The 24,904-nt window shown below is 36.4% G+C and carries 24 protein-coding genes and 1 riboswitch; of the genes, 13 read left to right on the top strand and 11 right to left on the bottom strand.

Going from position 1 to position 24,904, the window contains the following annotated elements; translation table 11 throughout:
- Positions 1-701: 701 nt before the first annotated feature.
- Positions 702-2,675 (top strand): ABC transporter ATP-binding protein/permease, encoded by a 1,974-nt coding sequence (locus J2S08_RS04680; RefSeq protein ID WP_307227125.1) that lies wholly within the window; start codon positions 702-704, stop codon positions 2,673-2,675.
- A gap of 142 nt (positions 2,676-2,817) precedes the next feature.
- Positions 2,818-3,453, top strand: coding sequence for a TetR family transcriptional regulator (locus J2S08_RS04675; RefSeq protein ID WP_307227124.1), 636 nt, complete (start codon positions 2,818-2,820; stop codon positions 3,451-3,453).
- A 371-nt stretch (positions 3,454-3,824) separates the two neighbouring features.
- On the opposite strand, the gene J2S08_RS04670 is transcribed toward J2S08_RS04675, so the two are convergent.
- Positions 3,825-4,994, bottom strand: coding sequence for an MFS transporter (locus J2S08_RS04670; protein ID WP_307227123.1), 1,170 nt, complete (start codon positions 4,992-4,994; stop codon positions 3,825-3,827).
- Between the two features lie 93 nt (positions 4,995-5,087).
- A riboswitch (purine riboswitch) is annotated at positions 5,088-5,189 on the bottom strand.
- A gap of 180 nt (positions 5,190-5,369) precedes the next feature.
- On the opposite strand from J2S08_RS04670, the gene J2S08_RS04665 reads away from it, so the two are divergent.
- Positions 5,370-5,918 carry a histidine phosphatase family protein gene (locus tag J2S08_RS04665; RefSeq protein ID WP_307227122.1) on the top strand — a complete coding sequence of 183 codons (549 nt, stop codon included), beginning with the start codon at positions 5,370-5,372 and terminating at the stop codon, positions 5,916-5,918.
- A gap of 916 nt (positions 5,919-6,834) precedes the next feature.
- Here the strand turns inward: J2S08_RS04665 and J2S08_RS04660 are convergent.
- The 3 genes from J2S08_RS04660 to J2S08_RS04650 form a co-directional block, all read right to left on the bottom strand.
- Positions 6,835-6,942: a putative holin-like toxin gene (locus J2S08_RS04660; protein ID WP_307227121.1), complete on the bottom strand. Its 108-nt coding sequence runs from the start codon at positions 6,940-6,942 to the stop codon at positions 6,835-6,837.
- Between the two features lie 214 nt (positions 6,943-7,156).
- Entirely contained in the window at positions 7,157-8,593 is a 1,437-nt protein-coding gene (pdxR, locus tag J2S08_RS04655; protein WP_307227119.1) for a MocR-like pyridoxine biosynthesis transcription factor PdxR, read from the bottom strand.
- Between the two features lie 280 nt (positions 8,594-8,873).
- Positions 8,874-9,128 carry a hypothetical protein gene (locus J2S08_RS04650; RefSeq protein ID WP_307227117.1) on the bottom strand — a complete coding sequence of 85 codons (255 nt, stop codon included), beginning with the start codon at positions 9,126-9,128 and terminating at the stop codon, positions 8,874-8,876.
- 342 nt (positions 9,129-9,470) lie between these two features.
- Here J2S08_RS04650 and J2S08_RS04645 point away from each other — a divergent pair, with 342 nt between their 5' ends.
- Positions 9,471-10,916, top strand: coding sequence for an alpha/beta hydrolase family protein (locus tag J2S08_RS04645; protein ID WP_307227114.1), 1,446 nt, complete (start codon positions 9,471-9,473; stop codon positions 10,914-10,916).
- Positions 10,917-11,399: 483 nt separating this feature from the next.
- Positions 11,400-11,780, top strand: coding sequence for a MerR family transcriptional regulator (locus tag J2S08_RS04640; RefSeq protein WP_307227340.1), 381 nt, complete (start codon positions 11,400-11,402; stop codon positions 11,778-11,780).
- Positions 11,781-11,907: 127 nt separating this feature from the next.
- Here the strand turns inward: J2S08_RS04640 and J2S08_RS04635 are convergent, their stop codons facing one another.
- Together J2S08_RS04635 and J2S08_RS04630 are read right to left on the bottom strand one after the other, a co-directional pair.
- On the bottom strand, positions 11,908-12,591 hold the full coding sequence (locus J2S08_RS04635; RefSeq protein ID WP_307227112.1) for an amino acid ABC transporter permease: 684 nt from the start codon (positions 12,589-12,591) through the stop codon (positions 11,908-11,910).
- Positions 12,592-12,611: 20 nt separating this feature from the next.
- On the bottom strand, positions 12,612-13,442 hold the full coding sequence (locus J2S08_RS04630) for a transporter substrate-binding domain-containing protein (protein WP_307227111.1): 831 nt from the start codon (positions 13,440-13,442) through the stop codon (positions 12,612-12,614).
- A gap of 396 nt (positions 13,443-13,838) precedes the next feature.
- Between J2S08_RS04630 and J2S08_RS04625 the strand changes: the two genes are divergently transcribed.
- A complete protein-coding gene (locus J2S08_RS04625; RefSeq protein WP_307227338.1) occupies positions 13,839-14,315 on the top strand; it encodes a L,D-transpeptidase in 477 nt (158 codons plus the stop codon).
- Positions 14,316-14,381: 66 nt separating this feature from the next.
- Here J2S08_RS04625 and prli42 read toward each other — a convergent pair whose 3' ends face one another.
- Complete coding sequence (prli42, locus tag J2S08_RS04620) at positions 14,382-14,477, bottom strand: stressosome-associated protein Prli42 (RefSeq protein WP_307227109.1); 96 nt, start codon at positions 14,475-14,477, stop codon at positions 14,382-14,384.
- A 196-nt stretch (positions 14,478-14,673) separates the two neighbouring features.
- On the opposite strand from prli42, the gene J2S08_RS22430 reads away from it, so the two are divergent.
- The gene (locus J2S08_RS22430; protein WP_370875628.1) at positions 14,674-15,006 is read left to right on the top strand and encodes a Fic family protein; all 333 of its coding nucleotides are present in this window, start codon (positions 14,674-14,676) and stop codon (positions 15,004-15,006) included.
- On the opposite strand, the gene J2S08_RS04615 is transcribed toward J2S08_RS22430, so the two are convergent.
- Both J2S08_RS04615 and J2S08_RS04610 read right to left on the bottom strand, forming a co-directional pair.
- Positions 14,923-15,714: a TraX family protein gene (locus tag J2S08_RS04615; protein ID WP_307227107.1), complete on the bottom strand. Its 792-nt coding sequence runs from the start codon at positions 15,712-15,714 to the stop codon at positions 14,923-14,925. The two genes, J2S08_RS22430 and J2S08_RS04615, sit on opposite strands and share 84 nt — an antisense overlap.
- A 306-nt stretch (positions 15,715-16,020) precedes the next feature.
- Positions 16,021-16,500 (bottom strand): hypothetical protein, encoded by a 480-nt coding sequence (locus J2S08_RS04610; protein ID WP_307227105.1) that lies wholly within the window; start codon positions 16,498-16,500, stop codon positions 16,021-16,023.
- A gap of 314 nt (positions 16,501-16,814) precedes the next feature.
- Here J2S08_RS04610 and mce point away from each other — a divergent pair, with 314 nt between their 5' ends.
- The 5 genes from mce to J2S08_RS04585 all read left to right on the top strand — a co-directional run bounded on the left by mce (position 16,815) and on the right by J2S08_RS04585 (position 21,841).
- Positions 16,815-17,246: a methylmalonyl-CoA epimerase gene (mce, locus tag J2S08_RS04605; protein WP_307227104.1), complete on the top strand. Its 432-nt coding sequence runs from the start codon at positions 16,815-16,817 to the stop codon at positions 17,244-17,246.
- On the top strand, positions 17,239-18,783 hold the full coding sequence (locus J2S08_RS04600) for an acyl-CoA carboxylase subunit beta (RefSeq protein WP_370875632.1): 1,545 nt from the start codon (positions 17,239-17,241) through the stop codon (positions 18,781-18,783). Before mce ends, J2S08_RS04600 begins: the two co-directional genes overlap by 8 nt.
- Positions 18,784-18,809: 26 nt before the next feature.
- Positions 18,810-19,928, top strand: coding sequence for a tripeptidase T (locus J2S08_RS04595; protein WP_307227100.1), 1,119 nt, complete (start codon positions 18,810-18,812; stop codon positions 19,926-19,928).
- A gap of 18 nt (positions 19,929-19,946) precedes the next feature.
- Positions 19,947-20,429 carry a chemotaxis protein CheW gene (locus J2S08_RS04590; protein ID WP_307227098.1) on the top strand — a complete coding sequence of 161 codons (483 nt, stop codon included), beginning with the start codon at positions 19,947-19,949 and terminating at the stop codon, positions 20,427-20,429.
- 182 nt (positions 20,430-20,611) lie between these two features.
- Positions 20,612-21,841, top strand: a complete 1,230-nt coding sequence (locus J2S08_RS04585; protein ID WP_307227096.1) for a DNA polymerase IV — start codon at positions 20,612-20,614, stop codon at positions 21,839-21,841.
- A 16-nt stretch (positions 21,842-21,857) separates the two neighbouring features.
- Here the strand turns inward: J2S08_RS04585 and J2S08_RS04580 are convergent, their stop codons facing one another.
- Positions 21,858-22,301, bottom strand: a complete 444-nt coding sequence (locus J2S08_RS04580) for a YueI family protein (RefSeq protein ID WP_307227095.1) — start codon at positions 22,299-22,301, stop codon at positions 21,858-21,860.
- A 534-nt stretch (positions 22,302-22,835) separates the two neighbouring features.
- Between J2S08_RS04580 and rnz the strand changes: the two genes are divergently transcribed.
- On the top strand, positions 22,836-23,756 hold the full coding sequence (rnz, locus tag J2S08_RS04575) for a ribonuclease Z (protein WP_307227093.1): 921 nt from the start codon (positions 22,836-22,838) through the stop codon (positions 23,754-23,756).
- A gap of 91 nt (positions 23,757-23,847) precedes the next feature.
- Here the strand turns inward: rnz and namA are convergent, their stop codons facing one another.
- Complete coding sequence (gene namA, locus J2S08_RS04570; protein ID WP_307227091.1) at positions 23,848-24,873, bottom strand: NADPH dehydrogenase NamA; 1,026 nt, start codon at positions 24,871-24,873, stop codon at positions 23,848-23,850.
- Between the last annotated feature and the right edge of the window lie 31 nt (positions 24,874-24,904).

The raw sequence follows: 24,904 nt of genomic DNA, 5'->3' as shown, positions 1-24,904 counted from the left end.
TAGGCCTGACAATACCTAATTATTTATCAAACCTTGATAAATCTACATTATTATATAAGAATTTGCAGAAAAACTTCATGTCCATAGATCAATTATTTGGATGAATATGGAAAAATGGAAATTGGAGGGTTGATAAGAATCAAAAAATGAAGTAGAGGTGTAAAGTTTACGATTTATTTATTAAGAATAACAATTTATCGTGATCTTTAACAAACCTTTTTTAATAGTAAAAAGTAATTTAAAATAGTTCTGGTTTTCTTTTTTGGAAAAAAGTGTATAATAATGATGAATAGTAAATAAGCTAAAAAGACCGTAGGTGCACGAACACCTACGGTATGTACAATAAGACGTTCCCATCAAGGGTGCGGCTCAATTGACTTTATTCGGAATAGGTTCCTCGGTGTTCAAACTCAAGGGGGGCCTATTTCTTTTTGTCTTGGGATTCATTATCTTATAAGTGATGTTGCTCCAGATTATGCAAACTATAAAATCGAAGATATAACTAATAGTGATACACAAGGGTCTTTAAGTTATGACAATGTTGGACACCTGGTATCATGCCAAGGGACCTTTCTTATTCAAACCTCATTATTGTATTTAAAAATTCACTTGACGAATGACAACCTGTCATTTAAGATAAAAACAAAAATGACAGGTTGTCATTTTAAATGATTGATTTATAACTGATAGGAGATATGTGTATGAAGGTACTAGAATTAAAAAATATTTATAAGACGTACAAAATAGCAGGAAATCAGGAATTCCTTGCTTTGAAAAACATTAATATATCTTTTGATAAAGGTGAATTAGTCTCGATTATTGGTGAATCAGGTAGTGGGAAATCGACACTAATGAATTTAATTGGTGGCTTAGATTCGGATTTCCAAGGAGAACTTTTATATAATGGGAAAAATATTGGTGCTTTTAAAGAATCTGAATTAGTAGATTATCATAAGGAAAATATAGGATTTGTTTTTCAGAGTTTTAATTTAATTTCGCATTTGAATTTATTGGATAACGTAGCAATGGCTATGACATTATCTAATATAGATGCAAAAACGAGAAACAAACGAGCGCTACAAGTTCTAACAGACGTTGGGTTAAAAGACCATGTTTATAAAAAGCCGGACCAAATATCTGGTGGGCAAAAACAACGGGTAGCCATTGCTAGGGCTTTAGTGAATGACCCAGATATCATTATTGCCGATGAACCAACAGGTGCACTTGATTCTGATACAACAGATCAAGTGCTGGCTATTATTAAAGGCATAGCTGAGCGTGGGAAATTAGTTGTTATGGTAACTCACTCTGATAAAGTAGCCGCACACTCTAGTCGTGTTGTGAGGGTTGATAATGGTGAGATTGTAGAAGATAGAGATCGTGAACCTATTCATCATATACAGGAAAAAAATATAGAAAAAGCGAATTCTAAAAATAAAAACTTGAGTTTCTTTTCTGCAATGAGATTATCTTTATTGAATATGAAAGAGAAATTTTCACGAAACATGCTTGTTGCTTTTGGTTCAAGTATTGGGATTATGAGTGTCATTTTGATGCTGTCACTTGGAAATGGTGTGACAAGTTATATTACAGATACAATGAATAGTTTTGTAAACCCTGAAGTTATAGAAGTGAACAAACCAGCTGAAACGAAAGATGATACTGCATCTGAAAATTTATCTATACAAGAGCAGCAACAAGCACAGCAAGCACAAATGATGAATATGTTTGGAGGGGCAGAGCCTTTTACGAATAGTGACATAGAAAAACTCGAAGAAATAGAGCATGTGACTTCTGCGGAAAAAGGCTATTCTTTGACGGCATTAGGTAGTAATAGTGTATCGTATCAAGATAATGAAACAATGATTATGCAATTTATCTCAACCTCATCTAATTTAATGGATTCTAATTTGACTGAAGGTGAGATGCCAAAAGAAGGAGAAATACTTGTTTCAAATATGCTTGCAGAAGCGTTAAACGAAGATATCATTGGAAAATCAATAGATGTCAATATAGTAGTCGATGAAAAAAAGATTACAGAAAGTTTTCAAGTAAGCGGTGTGTACGAGAGTACAGGTAATGCAGTATATATGTCTTATAGTGACATTGAATCGTGGTTCAGTGAGGAAGGGGTAGAATTAGAACCGAATGTACTTTATTTACATGCTGATGATGCAGATAATGCTGACTTCATTAAAGAGCAAGTGAAAAATTTAGGATATACTGGTTCAGCGCAAGAGACAATGGCCTCCATGTTTACAGAAATGCTAGATATTTTGACTTATGTACTTGCAGCTGTGGCTGGTATTTCGTTAGTTGTGTCAGCTATTATGATTCTAGTTGTCTTGAATATTAGTGTTGTCGAGAGAACGAAGGAAATAGGTGTATTAAAAGCGTTAGGTGCGAGAAAGAAAGATATTCGCAGAATTTTTGTTTCCGAAAGCTTTTTACTGGGGGTTTTTGGTGGTTTAATAGGTACAGTTTTAACCTATTTAATTGGAATTGGATTAAATCATTTCACTAATAAACTTTTTGATGTTAGTATTATTCAAACTATGCCGACGTATATATTGTCCGGGATTGGAATTAGTGTCATAATTAGTATGATAGCTAGTTTCTTGCCAGCAAATAAAGCTGCAAGACTAGATCCAGTTGAGTCTTTACGCAGAGAGTAAAAGAAAAACGGAAAAGGTTGGTTCAACTCTAATAGGCAAATGCTCTACATAATCAAAGTTGCTTTTTAACTATACGTATGTAGAGCATTTGACACGAAGAGTTAGCCTTAGAAGCTAGACAACATAAGGGGAGAGAAAGAAGATGCCTACTGATCTTTTTTTTAAAGCATCTATGGAAAAACAAGAAAGGATATTGGCTGCTGCAAAAAAAGAATTCAGTCAATATCCTTATTTTGATACTTCAATTAATCGCATAATTAAAAATGCGGGAATATCAAGGGGAAGCTTTTATCTTTATTTTGCTGATAAAGAAGATTTGATTTTCTATATTTTAAGGAAAGATGTTGAGGAGCCTCTCTTACAAAAATATAGAGAAAAATATAAAGGGCAGCCAGTAGATTTATTTGAATTAGGTTTGTATTTTTTTGATAGTATGATAGAAATAACATTAAATAAAAAAGATTTTTTTATTAACATTTTTACAACCATAAATATTAAACAATTTAGGTATTTCTTAAAAAAGAAAAGAAGCGGCAAATATGGAGATCCGCTTATAGAGCATGTAGAATCACCGTCTCTTGAAAAAATTGGCGAAATAATTAGGATAGAAAAGTTAAATTATTCTAGTATAGATGAACTCCATTTTATCTGTGATACAGTAAGGTCAATAGTAGCATTTTCTATCGTATCAATGTTATTGGAAAATAAAAGTGCTGTATATACGAGAGAAAAATTAAATAACCATTTTCAGATTTTAAGGCGTGGTTTTGAAAAGTAAATATGATGTAAAGAGATTTATTACTAGTCTTATTCTTATTTCTTACAAGAAGCACGATTAATGAACGTGCTTCTTGTATTTATGGGTGAAAAAATACATTTTGATTGATAATGTCCGCCATTGTAGCTCTATCAGAAATAAGCTTGGAAAATAGCTTGAAACGCATTTTGCGTCAATAAAAGATATTATATCTAACGTAAAGTTTTAAACTGATTAGCCTCGCATTTAGGAGCACAACTTTACCCAAAAACTTGATCTGAATAATGTTCTTAAGGGTTCGGTTATTTTAATTTTTTACAAAGATGCAAGCCAACTACTTCACCATGTAAAATCTACTCAGATACAGCAGCAATGAAAAAAGCCGTCTATCATCATTTTGACGTTTCTGTTTGATGAATACTAGTAGATCTTGTTAGAGAAAAAAGGGCACATAGTAAAGCTATCATAACGATTCCAGCACCAACGTTAGCTGTGCTTGATACTGAACCTGTCTTTCCCAATACTACACCGCCAATTGCTGATCCAAATGAAATCCCAATCTGCAAGGCAGAGTTATTAAAACTTTGTTGAATATCAGAAGTTTCAGGGTCAGTCTGTATAAGGTAATCCTGTAGAGGAGGAGCAAGACTCCAACTAAGTGCTCCCCATAACATCATCACCGCTAGAAATAATATAAAAGAAAAAGTAGAGTATGGAAGTATAAATAATACAATGGCAAAAGAACTAATTACTAGTAATATACTTTTGTGAGACCCAATTCGATCTGCAAGTGTCCCCCCTAATGCACCACCACATACCGCTGAAAGTCCAAACAGGAAATAACAAATGCTTATCCAGTATTGATTTAGATTTAATGTAGTTTCTAAAAAAGGCGTAAAATAAGCATAAAGTGTATAATGTCCAGCAAGCATAAACATGGTTGCTAGGTGTGCAGTAGCAATTTTTAAATTTCCAAGTGTCTTTATTTGTACCGATAGTGGCTTCATTCTTTCAACAGGAATACGCTCTAAAAATAAATAAATGAGAATGATAGATCCAATTGAAAGGAAAGCTATCCCTAGAAATACGGTACGCCACCCAAAAGCATTCGTAATGAGAATTCCAATAGGTACTCCTAAAACAAGGGACGAGCTAATTCCCATATATATAACGCCTAAAGCTTTCGCCCTATGTGCCGGCTCAACAATCCTGGCTGTCATTGTTAATGAAAGTACTATCACTAAGGCAGTGCTCATCGCCGTTATGATTCTTGCAACCATTATGAAGGAAAAAGTCGGACTAAAATATGTCATCAAATTTCCAAGAAAAAATATAGACAATGCTATAAGATACAATCGTTTCCGTTCAATTTTTGCCGTTAGTGATAACAGCACGGGACCAGAAATGGCATAAACAAGAGCAAATACAGTAATAAGCTGTCCTGCGGTGCCAAGAGTTACATTTAAATCATCGGCAATAATAGGTAAAATACCACCTACTATTAATTCGACCAATCCTACCGCAATAGTAGATGCAGCCAGTATCATAACTTTCAAATTCATTAAAGCTCCCCCTTAATTTACTACTTTTATCAAAAATCAATATTGAGTCATTCCTATATTTAAGCTCTGAAGACACAAAAAATCCTGACTACAAAATAAGAATGACATTTTTGTAGTCAGGATTTTTAACGGTTCCTGGTAGAGACCCTCAAACCAAATTATTGAGGTTATACATTTTTAGCTTATATGATAAATTTTCCGTTTTTAAATTTATCATACTTATTATTTCTTTTCAAGTAGTTTTTTCAGTAAACTAATGATTTAATAACAATTATGAATCGGGTTCTTGTAAAATATAATCCTCATCAAGTAAGAAGCAAATAAAAGACTAGGGATATACAGCGGACAATATCAAGAAAGTGGAGAGTGAATGTTATGGAAAAAAAGATTTATGTTATTAGACATTGTGAGGCGGAGGGTCAACCATCTGAATCAAGTCTTACAAAAAGAGGATATAAACAAGCGATAGAATTAGCTAAATTTTTCTCAAATATTAAAATCGACCGAATTATCACAAGTCCATTTGTAAGAGCGATTCAATCGATCGAACCACTTGTAGAAAATACAAAAATTGAAATGCAGATTGAAAGCAGATTATCAGAACGTATACTAAGCGTAAAAGATCTTCCTGATTGGCTTGAAAAATTAAAAGCAACTTTTAGTAATATGGATTTAAAATTTGAAGGCGGAGAGTCAAGCAAAGAAGCAACGTGTCGAATAGTAAGCGTGATTCATGACGTTTTAAGTAGTGAGAATAAACATACGATCATCGTCACGCACGGAAATCTAATGTCGTTGCTTTTAAATGATATTAATCAAGACTTTGGTTTTGAACAGTGGAAAAATCTTAGCAATCCAGATGTTTTTCTTTTACATTTTATAAACAATAAAATTAGCTCTGAACGTGTATGGTCCTCTCTTTGATTTAACAAAAAAGCTATATGCAAGTGAAGGAAACCCTAATTTTCTTTTTTGGCAAAAAGTATATAATAATGATACAGATAAAATAAGATAAAAAACCGCAGATACTCGAATACCTACGGTTTTGTACAATAGGCATTCCCATCAAGGGTGCGGCTCATTGGATTCTACTGAAATAGACCGTAGACCTGTGTCAAGGGCGGTCTATTTCTTTTTGTTGGTATATTTGATCAACATGATAATCATGTTGTAAATGTGACTATCCATATTTTAAATTAGAACATGAATGCTTTATCAAGACTTATTTTTATTTTAATCAATAAACATAAACGCAAGAAAATTTATAGTTTATTGATGGAATAAATAAACAGAAAATTTTATTTACTATCCTAATGATTTGATAATTTTATCTGAAGAGGTGAAAAAATGAAAAGTTTAACTAAAAATACAATAAAATATTTAGAATATCTAAATGTTCAACCCGAGGATCCATCATTCAAGTTATTAGAAAATATTTGCAATTCCCATTTGAACACTTTTCCTTTCGAAAATATAAGTAAATTAATATATTTTAGTAACAATAATGATACTAATTTTGATTTACCTTCTTATGAATTATTAAATAGAACATTAGATGTTTAATTATTTTTTTGGATTTGCTATTCGTATACAAAAATTGTATATGAACGAAATGTTTCATGAACTCACTAAAAAGTTAAAAAAATACTTGCAGGCAGCCTCTTGTTTTCTTTTTTGGCAAAAAAGTGTATAATAATGATGAAGATATAATAAGCTAAAAAGACCGCAGGTGCTGATAACACCTACGGTTATGTACAATAGACGTTCCCATAAGGGTGCGGCTCATAATGGTTACAAGAATAGACCATCCCTAAAAACTTGTCTAGGGCTCAAGGGAGGTCTATTTCTTTTTGTTGGTATATTTGATCAACATGATAATCAGTGTTGTGAATGCAACTATCCAAATTCCGAATTGGAACATGATTGATAGTGATTCATATACCGTCATACGCCTCACCCCCTTTCACGGGGATGAGCCAGACCACCCTTGAGGAGCCGAATCCTATTGTACAACATTATGATACCATAAATATAACATCTGAAGTTTGAACATTGGAATTTGTTTAATAGTTTTCTTTTTTTAATAAGGGATTGTTGTTATTTGTATATATAAATGAATTAGTTTTACTAGCTTTCTGTTATGTTAGCTCCTTTATTTTTTGTTAACTTAAAATACATCGAAGGGCAGCGGCAAATTTCGCAATCCCTGGAGCTATCTCGTCTGCTCTTGATCTTGCATATGTGAAGCGTACGTAACCAGAATCTGAACCATAGACGCTGCCGGGTGCAAAAATCACTCCCCTTCGAATGGCTTCTTCAAACAGTTTGTTATCATTCACTTTTGGTATAATTTTGCACCATAGATGCAAGCCTCCTGCTGGAGCTTTGAAACTGACTAGGTCCGGCAATTCTTTTTGAAGCGCTTCAATTAATAAATCCCGTTTATAAAGCAGATGCATTCGTAAACGATCTAAATGAGGATCGATGTATGGAGACTTTAAAAACTGAGCAGCAACCTTTTGCGGAACAATGCTAAGCCCGAAATCCATCTGCTGCCTAGCATCAGCCAATCGTTCGACAACGGAGTGTGGAGCGACCATCCATCCAACTCGCAGCCCAGATGCTGCAATTTTAGAAAGAGAACCAATATAAATGATCGAGCCGATTGAATCAACAGATTTTAGCGGTGCAGGCGGTATCCCATTATAAGAAGTCAGGCTAAAGGGATCATCCTCTACAATTGGAAGGCCAAGCTCACTCACAACATTTAGTAATTCAATGCGACGTTCATTATCGAGAAGAGTGCCTGTAGGATTTTGGAAATTTGGATTTAAAAATACCATTTTTATACGGTGTTTTTTATATAAAGAACGAATATCGTCAGGACGGACTCCTTTATAATCAACGGGAAGACGAAACAATCGAAGACCTGCCGATTGAAACATGGGCAATGAGTAGCAATAAGAAGGATCTTCAATTGCTACAGCATCTCCAGGTGCAAGCAAACACTGGGTAATTAAATATAACGATTGTTGTGAGCCAGATGTGATAAGAATCGATGATGCTGTTGTTTGAATGCCTCGATATTTTCTTAAATACGTGACGAGTGTTTCTCTCAATGGCGCGCAGCCTTGGGGATTGTCATATCCAAGATAGTCTGTATAATGTTTCACGTTCATAAGATGATTGATTTCTTCCACAGGACAGAGGTTTGCTGCCAGTTCGCCGCTCGCAAAATCGATCATTGTTTCCTCTTTTTGAAGCACTTCTCGGATACGCCGTAAAAAAGGTACATTAGGCAAAAAACTCCCGCCTTCTACATATCGATGCCAGTTAGGGGTGTGTTTTGGAGTAGCTTCCCATTTATATTTACTTACACGTGTTCCGCTCCCCGTCCGGCTTTCGATGATTCCAAGCGCACGAAGCTCCGCATAGGCAAGAATGACGGTGCTTCGATTCACTCCTAGTTTTTCGGCTAATTTGCGTTCAGAAGGCAACAAACTGCCTGGTGGAAACTCTCCGTATGAAATTCTTCGTTCAATATTATCGGCAATTTGCTGATAAAGAGGCTGGGCGCTTTGACGATCAGGTTTCCACATCATCACTACCTCCTTCACTAGTCTTTAAGAAAGATAAATACAGTGTAATTGCTACTAATCATAACATTTGATTTAGGGTAAGTGTTTTTCTTTTCATCAAAAATGGCGAATATATCAATCTGTTAAACATGGATTCATTATTGGCAGTGAAGTGGATGATCTCTCATATTGTTTTGAATTTGTAATGTTCTTTTCCTCTTGTGTTAACTGATAAAAAGGCAAGAGAAAAAAGATAAAAGTGTAGAGCCTCTCCACACTCACCATGTTTCCGATTTTTAATTTAATAAAAGAAAATGGCTAAACAGACAGCAATGATAACAACGGTCAAAACAACATAAATCCATGTCAATGATCTAATATTTACTCGTAATGAATTTGTTTCATACTCATTAGATCGGGCCAGTGTATTTTCAAGAGTATCCCCTTTTTTTTCGTATTCTTTCAGTTTTGAACTAACATCTTTTCCTACTAATAATGTTCCTACAAGTGCTGCAATGCTGGTCGCGATTGCAGTAATGATAATAAATGTAGTCAATGAATCTCACTCCTAAATGAAAGATAAATAGATGAATCATTTTATGATCCTTGCTGTTTAACATATTTGAACAGTATAAAGAGTCCTTTATCTTACATCATAGTATATTTACAAATTATTAAACCAGCCAATTGGTTGATTTTTTCACCATCCACTTTACCAAAAGGGCTTGTGAGAGAGGGGGGAAGTAAAAAATGTATCTAAAATGTTGGAAAATCCAAATGAAGCTTTTTTAAAAATAAAAATACGATTCATGCTTGACCTTGCAGTATACTTCAACGTATATCCTTTATCTAAACAATATAAATCCTGGGGGATAAAGTAATGTTGGAGGTTTATTCTATGAGACTGTTTGAGTTAATGATCATTGTGATTAATTTAACGGCCACGGGAGTAATGATCTTTGGTAAAAGAAAAAGACATATCGATCTCGTTTTATTATCGTCTATTGTGTTCATTGTACTGTTGCATGGAATAATTGAACATTTTCGTTTGCAATTAATTCCAGCATACGTTGTTGGACTGGTTCTTGGGGTTGTTTTCATTTTCAGGATTATCAATGAGCAAAAGAAAACTCGCCGTCAATCACGTGTCAAAAAATGTTTAGCAGCTACTTTAGTACTTGCGGCTACTGCTGTTTGTATGTATCTGAATTATTTGCTTCCTGTATTTTCAATGCCCGCCCCGACCGGGAAATATGCGGTTGGCACCATTTCTCAACATTTAAAGGATGAAACACGTGAAGAAATATTGACAACTAAGCAAGGCGATAAGCGAGAATTAATGATTAATGTCTGGTATCCTGTTAATCCTGAAGCGGCTAAACAGAAGACAAAAGAACATTATCCATCCGAGCTTGGGGAAGCAATCAGCCTCGTATTTGATATACCGAAGCAGTTGTTCAGCCATGTAACAATGATTCCTACACATGTTGTCACAGGGTTAGAATTATCAAAGGATGAAACAAGTTATCCAGTACTGTTGTTTTCTCCCGGCGTCCGGTCGACTCGATTTCAGAGCATGACAGCTATTGAGGAGTTAGTCAGTCATGGTTATATTGTTGTAGGTATCGATCATCCAATTACATCTGCTAAAGTCTCTTTTCCAGATGGGAAGACACTGTTTTATAAACCAGGTCCGGAATTTACAACATCAGCGGAGGTGTATGAAAATAACATAAAAGGCATTAGTATTCGAACAGCAGATGCCAGCTTTGTTTTAGATACGTTGACTGAATGGAATAAAAAGAATTCTGATAGTATTTTCGAGGGAAAATTAGATTTAAATCGTGTTGGCATATTTGGCCACTCTTACGGTGGAGCAACAACGGCTGAAACATTGGCACAGGACAAACGCTTCAAAGCTGGCGTTAGTCTGGAAGGAGGATTTTGGGGAAGTGTCGCGCATGCCGAATTACAGCAGCCTTTTATGTATATGATGTCTGGTAAGACAGCCGAGAGTTTCGATCCTTCCGCGACGATAAAGGATAAAGTATTTTATGAGGAATTTTCTGCAGACTTAGAATCGGTCATGGATAAAAGTAAAAATGATACTTATTATTTGACGGTAGATCATTTTTTTCACCAAAGTTTCACAGATTTAGCGCTTATATCACCTTCAATTTTTGCTAAAAATATTGATCCTGTGCATAATATCGATATTACTAGATCATATGTAAGGGCATTTTTTGATCAATATTTAAAAGGAGAACACCAGACACTTTTGGAAGGTCCATCGTCTAAGTTTCCTGAGGTGAGTTTCGATAAGACATTTACGAAAAAGAAATGAGAACCCCAAAATCTTGATTTTATCCCGCATCTAACTGGCGAGTCAAGACCCTCATCTCGGGGAGTAAGAGGAATCAGAAACGCTAGGTGGGGGATAACTGAAAGTCAAATGTCCGATTGGTTCGGGCCGACAGGATAAGGAAAGCTTCTTGAATCAGCATCGCACGAAGAAAAAGTACTCTCCTTTTTCGAGGATGTCGGTCACAAAGGCGTTGCAACAGGACAAGGAAAGCTTCGGCAGCGATACATCGCACGAAGAAAAGCGGTTTCCTTTTCGAGGACGCCTGCGACCTTAGCCTTTGTTCTACTTCTTATCAGTGAGGGATAAGAGAAAACCCCCACTGATGGAAGTTTCACTTTTATCCCACATGCCACTACTCCAGATGTAGGAAATGTGAGAGAAACTGTTCAACCATCTTTCACATCTTTTTTAGTAAATGTGCGATCATGTAAAAGATGATAGGAGGATCAGATTGTGAAAAGAATGACGCGAGGTGAACTGTCAAAGCGTACAGGATTAAGCACTGCTACAATTCGCTATTACGAAGATAGTGGCATTCTGCCTGTTCCTGAACGAGCTGCTAACGGGTATCGTATGTATACGGAAGATTATTTGGTAAAGATTAAGTTTATTAAAGATGCCAGATCGTTAGGCTACTCACTTAAAGAAATTAAAGAAACACTCTGCCTATTGAGTAAGGAAATGGAAAAGGAGACATTAAAAGCAATCGTTCGTCAAAAAATTGCTGATATTGAAGCCAATATTAAAGTGTTGGAGACAGTGAAAACACGGCTTGCAGACTTGCTCTTAACAAATGATGGTGATATTCATAACTATTTGAAGTCATTTCATATCTCTGAATAATGCAATCACGATCTACTTCTTATCAGTGGGGATAAGAGAAAACCCCCACTGATGGAAGTTTCACTTTATTTAGGTCTCGAACTTACAATGGAGAGGACTTGAATAATATGTATGATAGTCATTGCGATTATGCTTGATAAACTGCAAACCGTTTTTCCAAGTAATGCTGCAATATGGTCATGATGAAGCAAATGCCCCAATAGATAAGTGCTACTAAAATGTACATTGTCATATAGTCAAATTCCCTGCCGCCAACAATTTTAGCTTGTTGGAAAAGTTCTGGTACAGTGATCATTGCAGCTAGAGAAGAAGCTTTTATCAAGTCTAAAAAAACATTAGACAACGGTGGGATCGCAATTCTAATTCCCTGTGGGATGATGATTTTCCATAATGTTTGCCAATTGCTTAGCCCAAGTGCAGCTGCTGCTTCCCACTGCCCTTTGTCTATAGAAGAAAGAGCTGAACGATTGATTTCTGCGATATAAGCGGCACAATTTAAACTGAAACCTATAATGGCTGCAGTGGTTGCATGAAACTGAATGCCAATGACGGGAAAGCCAAAATATAAGATAAATAAAATGACAAGCACCGGCACTCCGCGCATAAAAGAAATATACACCCGTGCTGGCCAACTAAATATGATGGAATTTGCGGCGCGAGCAAGGGCAATAAAAAGCCCTAATACCAAACTTATTGCCATGCTTGCCAAGGAGATCAACAGCGTGTAGCCGATTCCTTTTATAACGAAAGGAAATGAACGCATGGCCAAATCAGCATCAAATAAATATTGCCATTGTATATCAGTCATCATTTGACTCCTTTTGGCTTTGTCTATTCAAAATCAATATCTGGTTTTTGTGAGACATCGGCACCAGAAAAAAATTGTTTAGATAGTTCGCTTATTGTTCCATCATCTAACATTTCTTGAATAACAGGATTGATTTTTTCCAATAGCTCTTTGTTGTCTTTTTTCATGATCATCGCTTGAGCGTTCGGAAAATAAAATAAATCAGGATGAATGATAACACCTAAGTCTGGAAAAGCAGCTATAGCAAGACTTTGTAGATAGAAATCATTTAAAATCACATCTGTTCGTCCAATTCCAACATCACGTAAATACTGATCATTTGTAACATTGTCATAGATAACTTCCTCAGCACCATATTTGCGTGCAATTTCCATATAGACAGTCGTAGATGCCCCAGCTGCTTTCTTTCCTTTTAAATCTTCCAACGTTTTAATCCCTGATAAATCGTCTGCTCTTACAATTGCACTGCCGTAGGAATGTTTATAAGGAATAGTGAATTGAAATTTTTCTTCCCTTTCGTCAGTGATGTCCATGTCATTGGCTGCCAAATCAACCGTCCCGCTATTAATAGAGGTTAGCATGCCGTCAACACCCATTTCGACAAATTCAACGTCTAACTCTAAACGTTTTGCCATCTCACGAACAACTTCTACTTCAAAGCCAGTTAACTCATTTGTTTCATCTGAGTGATAGGATGTAGGATAGAGAGTTCCTGACGTAGCAACCACTAACTTGTCATTTTTAGTAAGCTGATCTCCATTCGATGATGTTTCTTCATTTTTGCTGCAAGACGCAAAAACTAGGGTAAGAGATAGGATTAAAATTAATCCTGACCACTTTTTTGCTTTAAACATAAAAATCACCTGCTTATTAAATAAAATTGATAAATAAAAGAATTGATTAATCAAGTCCACAAAGATTATGACACAGATGAGAATCAATATCAACAAACTAGTTTGCTAATATAATAATAATGAAATTGATATTTCATTTTAAACATCCATGCACATTGAAATTTAATGCATGAAAGAAACTTTTGATAGGACATACGGAGCTTCCATTAAAAGGGTCATTTTTCGTTTTCAAGATATCTAACACGAGGCTAGATTGCCATCATACTGTACGTTTTTTATTATTCTTTGTAAAAACTTGATGAACAGGGACATGAAAACATGCATATTCATCCTGTTACTAAGCAAACTAGGTAAAAAAGAATGTGGTGATGTGATGCGTTTTTTTTCATATTGCTGATGATAGGTTCTCCCCTTTGGCCGTTGGGTGATACATTGCCTGGAGATCCTGTTGTCATTGTCAATAAAAGGATAAATGAATTGGTGTGGGTAAAAGATGGAAAGATTCAATTGCATACGAAGGTAGCAACTGGCAAAACAAATGATTTGACGCCTGAGGGAATATTTACATTGATCGTGAAACACCGTTCTCCCTATTACAGTCGAGCGCATATTCCCGGAGGCCATCCGAGAAATCCACTTGGCACAAGGTGGATAGGCTTTGATGCAAGAGATACCAATGGAGGGATTTATGGATTACATGGTACGAATCAACCAGATTCGATCGGCAAATATGTGTCAAATGGCTGCATCCGTTTATCTAATCCGGTCGTGGAGACACTTTATGAGCTTGTTCCAATTGGTACAAAGATATTCATTGTGAATACAGAGAATTCCTTTGAAGAGATTGCGAGAGAGCATGGTGCAATGAGGTGACTCAAATGACGCATGAAAAGCGTCTGTTTGAGCCACTTATTAAAATAGGATTACAGTGATTTCTATTTAAAATAAGAAAGATAAACCTGCGAGCAATGACGTAGCAAGCATTGCAAATAACATTAAAAAAATGACGATTTTTTGCATTTTTTTGTTAGACATTTCTACTCTCCTTATCATTTTAAGTGATAACAAATGTACTTAACTGCGTGTATTTATTACGATGGTTAGCTATTTTATATGACAACGGTAAAACCTTCTATAACACTATTTTAGCTACTTTTTACTTGAATGACAAGCACTTAAACAATGGGGTAAAGCTTCGCAACTTTTATTTTCCACGGGATAGACAATTCAAATGCTGGAGTTTATCGTAAAACGAACCTTTATACTCAGGGGCGAATCATATCCCCCTGAGATTATAAAGGTTTCTCAATTAATGGAGGAGCTAATTAAATGGCACAACCAAGAACAAGACCTCCATCCAATTGAAAAGGTAGCCAAGTTTCACAGTAAATTTGTACATATTCACCCTTTTACGGATGGAAATAGCCGTGCTTCGCGATTGATGATGAATCTTGAATTGATCAAATCAGGAAAAAACTTATTATTGTTGAAGATAGATACCAAGCAAGAACAGAATAACAATATGAGTTGGATAAAAAATATAAAAGAAGTATTTCAGTCCTAACCCTTTCTTATTGTTATAGATTAATATTAGTGGTAATGCTGCAATCATCATCCATTGATAGTCGGCAAATGGAAATGAAAATCTAGCCTCAGGAATAGGGACAGAACCCCATCTTTGAGACGCATAGAAACAACAATAGGAAAAGAAGGCGTATAAAATAAGTATATTTATTTTCCTTTTACGAGCAAAATAAAGTGATACGCCTAACAATATGAATAATGGTCCACCTTCAACAAAGAGAATATTTCCAAGTATAGAACCCCAGAAATAATAAGCAGCATACGGATCATAAACATAGGGAAAATCAAGGATTCCTGCCAGGAGAATAATGAGAAAGAATGTTATGATTTGCCACATTAAAAATAGAATGATGTATTTTAGTTGCTTTTTCTTTACGATGCTTATGATAAAAACAATGAGAAATAGGGGTGCAAAAAAATTAGTAGTCAGAGAGTAATGCATATCATTAAGTGCCAAATTTAGCCATAACACAATGAAAGACATTCCGAAACTAGCAACATATACCCGTAGAAGGTATTTTTTTCGATTAGAGGTGTGTGTATAGCCAACCACAATCGCAAAAATAAAAATAGGAATGGCAATACGTCCAATCCACCGAAACCATTCAGGTGTATTTGGGATAAATAAACCAACATGATCGATTAACATAGCAATGACGGCAATTATTTTTAATTGAGTTGTGCTCATAATAAGAATCTCCTCATAAACAAATAGGAATGGTCATCAATTTAATCATTGACCATTTTTTAGATTACAAAGAATATGCTATCGAGTATATCCAGAAAACCTAGATGGTGCATTGGATTGTAAGAAGTAATCTTTACTCGAGAATTCTAGTAGTTATTAAATCTACCATAATCTACATTAACAAAAATATAAAAAATGTAAATAATATTATATTTTGATATTTTTTTCAAAAACAAACTTTAATCTTTAAAATAGAGTAGGGTAATCTTTTCAAGGCTACCTTCTCATCAAACCGTACGTGCCCTATTAAGGCATACCGCTTACCAATGTGTTATACGTTGCTAATCTTTGGACATAGTTTATTTTACGGATTCGCTCGGAGGTGTAATACTCTTGTCCATTTTCTTTTACTCTTTGTATTTGTCTTTTCTGTTTATTTTGCTGTTTCATTTTCATTCGCATCATGCAGCTCTCCAAAGAGAAACCGTATATCTTATGGTAATAGTACCAATATGACGGGATAATACCTATCTTCGCAAAAAATTCATTGTTCCATTTAGTCTTCATCGCACCTTTTCTTTGGCCAGGATGATTGTGTACCATGGCTACTCTTAATTGTTGTCGTGTATATCCATCAAGTGCTAACAGCTCTTTGCCAAACGCTTTGAAGAAACACGAACTTTCTATACTTTGCATTTTCTTGGATGCTTCGTATAGGGTGAGGAAATAATTTACTTTCCCTCGAATAATTGGATTCACTTGTTCTATCCACTTTTCTTTACTCAAGGTAAGCGTTTTTCTCGTTTTTGGTCCTTACATTACTCCCGTACTATGAGAAAGTCTGACTTCTCATCCACATTCATCATTTCAGTTTACCCTTATAGATAAGTGTCCTTTCGGTAAAAATGGAGACCTCACGGGGTTATCGTACCTTCCTTCTAAACATACCCAACTTTTCTTCTTTTTTGTACCACGAATAAAAACACCATCTGCTTCCGCGGTTCATGATGATTTTAAGTAATCCATCTTCACATAGGTAAACACTAAAATGTAGGGAATAATAAAAAACAATTACAATAAAAAATCAAGGAGTGAGAGATGTGAAAAAAGTGGATCATATTGGGATTGCGGTCCGCTCAATTGAAAAAACACTGCCATTTTATACGAGAATTTTAGGTTTTACGTGCCTTGGCATAGAAGAAGTAGAATCAGAACAAGTTCGTGTTGCCTTTATTGCAGTGAATAATGTTAAAATTGAATTGTTAGAGCCGATACATGAAACGAGTGCTATTGCTGCATTTATTGCAAAATGTGGGGAAGGAGTTCATCACATTGCCTTTGGAGTGACAGCAATTGAAGAACGGGTAGCGGATTTAAAAGAGTATGGCATTCAAATGATTCAAGAAAAACCTAAGCAAGGTGCAAGAGGGTCACAAGTTGTTTTTCTCCATCCAAAATCAACGTATGGTGTTTTGTATGAATTATGTGAGAAACAAGCACTGGAGGAGACAATAAGTGGCAGATATGTATGAGAAAATCAATGAACTCTATGACCGCCGCCTTAAAATTGAACAAGGAGGCGGGGATCATAAGCAAGCAAAACAGCGTGAAGAAGGCAAGCTTACAGCTCGGGAAAGAATCAATCTTTTATTAGACGAAGATACTTTTGTAGAATTGAACCCATTTATTGAACACCGTTCGGTCGATTTTGGTTTAGATAAAATAAAATGTCCAGGTGATGGCGTCGTAACAGGTTATGGAAAAGTAAACGGAAGGCCGATTTATTTGTTTTCACAAGACTGTACTGTTTTTGGTGGTGCATTAGGAGAAATGCATGCAGAGAAAATCGTCAAAGCAATGGACTTAGCAGTTAAAAATGGCACTCCTTTTGTTGGTTTAAATGATTCAGGAGGTGCCAGGATTCAAGAAGGTGTTCTTTCTCTTGACGGCTACGGCCATGTCTTTTATCGCAACGCAGTTTACTCTGGTGTCATTCCGCAAATTTCCGTAATCATGGGGCCTTGTGCAGGCGGCGCTGTTTATTCACCAGCAATCACTGATTTTGTTTTTATGGTTGACAAAACAAGCCAAATGTTTATTACTGGTCCTAAGGTGATTGAAACGGTGACTGGAGAAAACATTTCAGCTGAGAATCTTGGCGGCTCAAAAGTACATAGTGCAATAAGCGGCAATGTCCATTTTCGTGGGAAGAGTGAAGAAGAAGTTTTGCAGATGGTACGCATTTTGCTAAGCTATTTACCACAAAACAATAGGGAAAAACCCCCAATTGCTTTAGCTTTTAAAAAAGATGATGATAAGCGGCCAGAATTGCTGGAAATTGTTCCTATCGATACAGTAAGACCTTATGATGTTCGAAAGGTAATAGAGCAAATTGTCGATAAAGATTCTTTTCTTGAAGTACAAAAAGCGTTTGCTAAAAATATCGTGATTGGGTTTGCTCGTATTCGCGGGGAAGTAGTTGGGTTAGTTTGCAATCAACCTAAATATATGGCAGGAGGATTGGATATCGATTCCTCTGATAAAGCTGCTCGTTTTATTCGTTTTTGTGATTGTTTTCAAATTCCACTGATTACTTTTGAGGACGTAACTGGTTTTTTTCCTGGTGTGAAACAAGAGCACGGGGGCATCATTCGTCATGGAGCTAAGATACTTTATGCCTATTCTGAAGCAACGGTACCAAAAATAACCGTTATACTTCGTAAAGCATACGGTGGTGCTTATGTAGCGCTGAATAGTAAAGCAATTGGAGCCGACTTAGTTTATGCGTGGCCAAATGCAGAGGTTGCTGCGATGGGGGCTGAAGGAGCTGCCAATATTATTTTTGCACGTGAGATTCAAAAGAGTGAAGACCCAGAAGCGATCAGAGCACAAAAAATAACAGAGTACCGAAAAAAGTTTGCAAATCCTTATATTGCTGCTGCAAGAGGGATGATTGATGATATCATTGATCCTCGCGAAACGCGCATTAAGCTTATTCAAGGATTAGAAATGATGAGAAATAAGAAAGAATCGCGTCCACAAAAAAAACATGGCAATATCCCACTCTAACAATAGAACAATAGGAGGAGATTAAGGTGGTTAATGAAGAGCGTTTACTAAATGAATTTATGGAGCTTGTCCAAGTTGATTCTGAAACAGGCTTTGAAACAGAAATTTCAAAGGTTCTTAAACAAAAGTTTGCTGCACTTGGGGTTGAAGTTTATGAAGACGAAACGAAAGCACAAACAGGCTACGGTGCTGGCAATTTGATTTGTACATTGCCTGGAACAGCAGCAGATAAGGATGTCATCTATTTTACATCACATATGGATACGGTTGTTCCTGGAAAAGGAATAAAGCCAACAATTAAAAATGGTTATGTCGTGTCAGACGGAACAACGATATTAGGCGCCGATGACAAAGCAGGCATTGCTGCTATGCTGGAAGCAATCCGAGTATTAAAAGCAGAGAATATTGCACATGGAACGATTCAATTTATTATTACAGTTGGAGAGGAATCTGGACTTGTCGGTGCTAAAGCGCTTGATCCATCGTTGCTAAAAGCAGCATATGGCTATGCGCTTGATAGTGATGGCCAAGTCGGAAATATTGTTGTCGCTGCTCCTACGCAAGCAAAAATCAAAGCAGTTATCGAAGGGAAAACAGCTCATGCGGGTGTTGCACCAGAAAAAGGTGTGTCGGCAATTACAATTGCTTCCAAAGCTGTTGCCAAAATGCCATTAGGCAGAATTGACGAAGAAACAACAGCGAATATCGGCCGTTTCGAAGGTGGAGTTGCTACAAATATTGTTTGTGATCAGGTTAATATTCTTGCAGAAGCTCGTTCTTTAGTACCGGAAAAAATGGAAAAACAAGTAGCAAAGATGAAAAAAGCTTTTGAGGATGCAGCAAACGAAATGGGAGGTAAAGCAAAAGTAGACATAAATGTGATGTATCCAGGATTTTCATTTCATGATGGAGATCAAGTCGTTGAAATTGCAAAAAGAGCAGCTTCTTCTCTAGGTTTAAAAAGTAAATTATTAACTAGTGGCGGCGGAAGTGATGCTAATGTAATTGCTGGTTTTGGGATTCCAACTGTTAATCTTGCAGTTGGCTATGAGGAGATTCATACAACAAATGAAAGAATGCCAGTGGTCGAGCTTGTCAAGCTTGCTCAATTGGTCGTCGCAATTATTCAAGAAGTTGCAAAATAGGAGAGGAGTGCCTGAATCATGGAAATGAATGAAAAAGCGATTATTTTTCATATAGGACAAGAAGATTATGGCATCCCTATTAAATATGTCATTTCTATTGAAAAATTCGAAAGATCAACAACGATTCCTCAACTTCCGAGCTATGTAAGAGGTATTGTGAAGGCAAGAGGAGAATTAATACCGGTAATTGATATTAGTGATGTTTTATATAAAAAGCAGCTTCAACAAGACGAGCAATTACGTTTAATTGTTTTAAATACTGCTGAGCTTCCGGTAGGAATCCTTGTCAAAGAAACGAAAGAAATCATAGATATACCTAAAGAAAGCTTAAAGCAAATTGGATTGGTTGCTTACCATCGAACAGAATATTTTTCCGCGATTGCCAACCTCGAAGATCGATTGATTACGATGATCGATCCAGAGCGTTTTGTTTCCTCTTTAGATGGAATAAAAGAAATTATAAAATACATGGCAGAGCAGAAGGAAAATGCAAATGTCTGATCGATTATAGTCATTCTTCAAAAGCAACCGAGGCGTGCGTTGCGGCTGGAACAGCATTGTTCAGCCGTGACTTTAAACACGCCTTGAAAAGGGGATATAAATCTTTTTTATGCTAAAAAAGCGAACGTATGTTAGTATATTAGGAGGTGAAAAGATATACAATATGGAGGAAGGGAACCAGCTTGAAACAATTTTATCCGAAAAATGGCAGAGTCATTCTGCATGTAGATATGAATAGTTTCTTTGCATCAGTTGAAATCGCTTATGATCCAACTTTAAAAGGGAAGCCATTAGCTATTGCGAGAACAGAAGAGAAACGCAGAGGTGTGATCGTCACTTGCAGCTATGAAGCTCGAGCGTACGGAGTAAAGACGACGATGAATGTATGGGAAGCAAAAAAACTTTGCCCCCATTTAATTGTCCGTCCGCCTCATATGGATCGTTATCGATTAGCATCAAAAGAGATGTTCGAACTTTTAAATGGCTACTCTAATCTAGTTGAGCCTGTTTCTATTGATGAAGGATATATAGATATTACGGATAGTCATGAGCTCGGTTCGCCATTAGACATCGCGAAGGACTTGCAAAAAAGTATCCTAAATAAGCTTCATTTGCCTTGCAGCATTGGAATTGCTCCGAATAAGTTTCTAGCAAAAATGGCTTCAAATATGAAAAAGCCGCTCGGAATCACCATTCTTAGGAAAAGAGATGTACAGACAAAGCTGTGGCCTTTGCCTATTATTCAGATGCATGGAATCGGGCAAAAGACAGCCGCAAAATTAAAGGCTATTCATTTATATACAATCGGAGATATCGCAAAAGCAAATGAGCTGCAATTAAAACAGCTACTTGGTATAAGAGGATTAAAAATGAAAGAAAGGGCAAATGGGATTGACGACCGCCCTGTCGATCCAGAAACTGCTAATGAACATAAAAGTATAGGGCATTCTACAACATTAGCAAAAGATGTGAGTAGCGAGAAGGAACTAATAAAAGTACTCAATCAATTATCAGCGCAAACGGCTTCGAGGCTAAAGAAAAAAGGATATGCAGCGAACAATATTGTGGTGACAATCCGGTATCATGATCGAAAAACAATTACGAGAAGCAGAAAGCTACCATATCCTATTATTCGTACAACAGATGTGTTTGAAGCAGCAAAAAATTTATTCCTGGAACACTGGGATGGCAATCCAGTACGTCTACTTGGAGTAACTGGACAAGATTTAATGGCAGAAGAAGAAGGTTTTGAACAGCTAAATTTGTTTTCCTTTCATAAAGCAGCAGAAAAAGAAACGCTCTATAAAACGATTGAAAAATTGCAAAGTAAATTTGGGAAAACAGCAATTCAACAAGGAGCCAAGTTCTCAAAACAACAATTTGATCAGGGGAAAGGAAAACCCCCGATCTAGGGCTTTGCTTGGATATTTACATTTTTCTTTTTAATAGTTTTTTTATTGAAAAGCTGGTGCTTGTTTGTTGATTTGTTGTTTCTTCAGGTTTCTTTTTCTCAAGATAGATTTCTTCCTTATCAATCGCATAGTCATAGGCTAGAACTAAGCCAATGTCTGTTTGATGATCTGGATTTGAAACGATAGAAAAAACAATTTTATGTTTTTCAGCCATTTTTATATAATGAGCGAGGTTGGCGTAGGGAATGTCGCCATTTAAATAGAGAGCAGCTTGCTGATGTTCCTTTAGCAATTCTTCTATTTCAGAAAAAAAGAGGCCTTCCATCACTTGCCCTTTTTTTAATGCGACAACAATTCTTTCACGCAACGTACCTAAAAATTTTCTTCTTTCTTCTGGTTTTGTTTGTTTTTGTCCATAAATGCCATTTTGCAAATAATCATCAATATTAGGCTTCTGCAACGTGATTCCTCCTCTATATCCACCTGATGTTGTACTTAATCATCATTCAAAAGCGGCCAGACCCTTGGTTATCATATGTAAACCGTGGGTTGGTGTGCAATGTTTTATTTACTATTGACATCATTATCGATTATGTCTATCATACCAACTTTTCAAAGAAAAGTAATTGATATCCTCTAGAAAATGAAAATAATTATCGTATAATAATCTATTGGATCATGGTATTGTCAAACAAGAGATAGTTTATATATACATAAGTAGCCAAAATCGTTTATGTTTGTACTTTCGCTTTTCATTATTTTTTGCTAAAATGTTTGGTATTATAACGAAAAAGGAATAAAATCCGTTTCACTTGTATATTAAGTTGTTCTTTGTCTATATTACTGTTTCAGTATAGGACAAAAACTGCCTCTCATCCAAATTTCATCGTTATTCATTTCTGATTAATTTCCTCTTTAAGTGGGTAAAGTGGTCATACATCAATATGTTTAAATATCCATTAGGTATTTAAAATGTAGTTCGGAGGATTAAGTTGTGGAATTGTTATTTTTAGGAACAGGTGCTGGTGTCCCTGCTAAACTGCGAAATGTGTCAGCAATTGCTCTAAAATTATTAGCTGAAAGGAAAGCGATATGGTTATTTGATTGCGGCGAGGCAACACAGCATCAAATTTTACATACTTCATTGAAGCCGCGGCGCCTTGAAAAAATATTTATCACACATTTGCATGGCGACCATTTATTTGGACTGCCAGGATTATTAGGAAGCAGGTCTTTTCAAGGGGGGAAAACACCCTTAACGGTTTATGGTCCACATGGTATTCGGCGTTTTATAGAGGCAGCTTTACAAGTAAGTGACACTCATTTACAATATCCTTTATTTATTAAAGAAATTTCAGAAGGAATTATTTTTGAAGATGAGCAATTTTTTGTAGAAGCAAAATTGTTAGATCACGGAATTACATGTTTAGGATATCGTATATCGGAAAAAGATAAGCCCGGAACGTTAGATGCTACAAGTCTTAAGGAAGCTGGAATCCCTCCAGGCCCCATTTATCAACTTTTAAAAAAGGGAGAAACTGTTACATTGGCAGATGGAAGGATAATCGATGGCAGTGATTTTCTTGGTCCCGAGCAAAAAGGGCGCATTGTTGCAATTTTGGGAGACACACGTCCATGTCAAAATGCAATTGAGCTTGCAATGGACGCAGATATACTTGTCCACGAAGCAACTTTTGCAGCGGATAGTGAACAAATGGCGTCTGCATATTTTCATTCAACAACAATACAAGCCGCCCAAATTGCAAAAACAGCGAATGCGAAGAAACTGATTTTAACACATATTAGCTCACGATACGGAAAAGAAACGTGGGGTCAGCTGGAGGAGGAAGCAAAGAGGGTATTTCCAGATACGCTTATGTCCTACGACTTATTAGAAGTAGACATCCCTTATTAAAATGGCATTTACCAAAGCAAATTAGAAGTATGCGGAAAGCTATAATAAAGAGGAAGGGTGGCATACCCTTCCTCTTCATAACGACCATGTATCATGTTGCTTGCCAACCTCGAACGTACTGTACAGGCGCTTCAAGCTGCACTTGCAATTCGTGGGCTGCTGCTAATGGCCAATAAGGATTTCTCAATAGCTCACGGCCGATAAAGATAAAATCTGCTTGTTTATTGTGGAGTATTTCCTCTGCTTGCCGCCCGGTTGTAATTAGTCCGACTGCTCCGGTTCTGATCTCCGCTCCTTTTTTTATGTCCGCTGCCAATGGTACTTGGTAGCCTGGAAAAACAGGAATTCGAGCGGGAACAACTGCACCTGAGCTGACATCGATTACATCGACTCCTTGTTCTTTCATCCATTTGCTCATTTCAATATAGTCAGCTACATCCATACCTTCGGGATGATAATCTTTTGCAGAGATGCGGACGAACAATGGACCTTGCCAGACAGCTGATACAGCTGTGATTATTTCTTTTAAAAATCGATAACGGTTTTGTGCAGAACCGCCATATTCGTCTGTTCTTTTATTTGTGAGTGGCGACAAGAATTCATTAATGAGATAGCCATGGGCAGCATGAATTTCAATACAATCAAAACCAGCTGCTTTTGCACGGAGCGCCCCATTTTTAAATGCTTCTACAATTGCTTTTATTTCTGCTTTCTTCAGTTCCTTCGGGGTTTTTTTATTTTCTGTAAAAGGAATTGGCGAAGGAGCAACAATTTCTCCATCAATTTCCGCTTTTCGACCAGCGTGAGCAAGCTGAATGCCAGTAGCCGCTCCATGTGCCTTCATCATTTGCACCAATTTTTTTAACCCTGCAATATGCTGATCATTCCAGATTCCTAAATCATGTGAAGAGATGCGTCCTTGCTCCGAAACAGCAGTTGCTTCAACGATGATGCAGCCAACTTGCCCAACAGCACGGCTCGTGTAATGTACAAAATGCCAATCTTCTACCATTCCGTTTTCTTGATAGCTTGAATACATACACATTGGCGACATAACGATGCGGTTTTTTATCGTGAGATTTTTAATAGTAATAGGTTCAAATAATAATGCTGACACTATTGCTTCCTCCTTTATATTCTAGGCATGG

The sequence above is a fragment of the Bacillus chungangensis genome (assembly GCF_030812995.1).
Lineage (GTDB): Bacteria > Bacillota > Bacilli > Bacillales > Bacillaceae_C > Bacillus_CF > Bacillus_CF chungangensis.
This window is presented reverse-complemented; position numbering and strand designations above follow the sequence as displayed.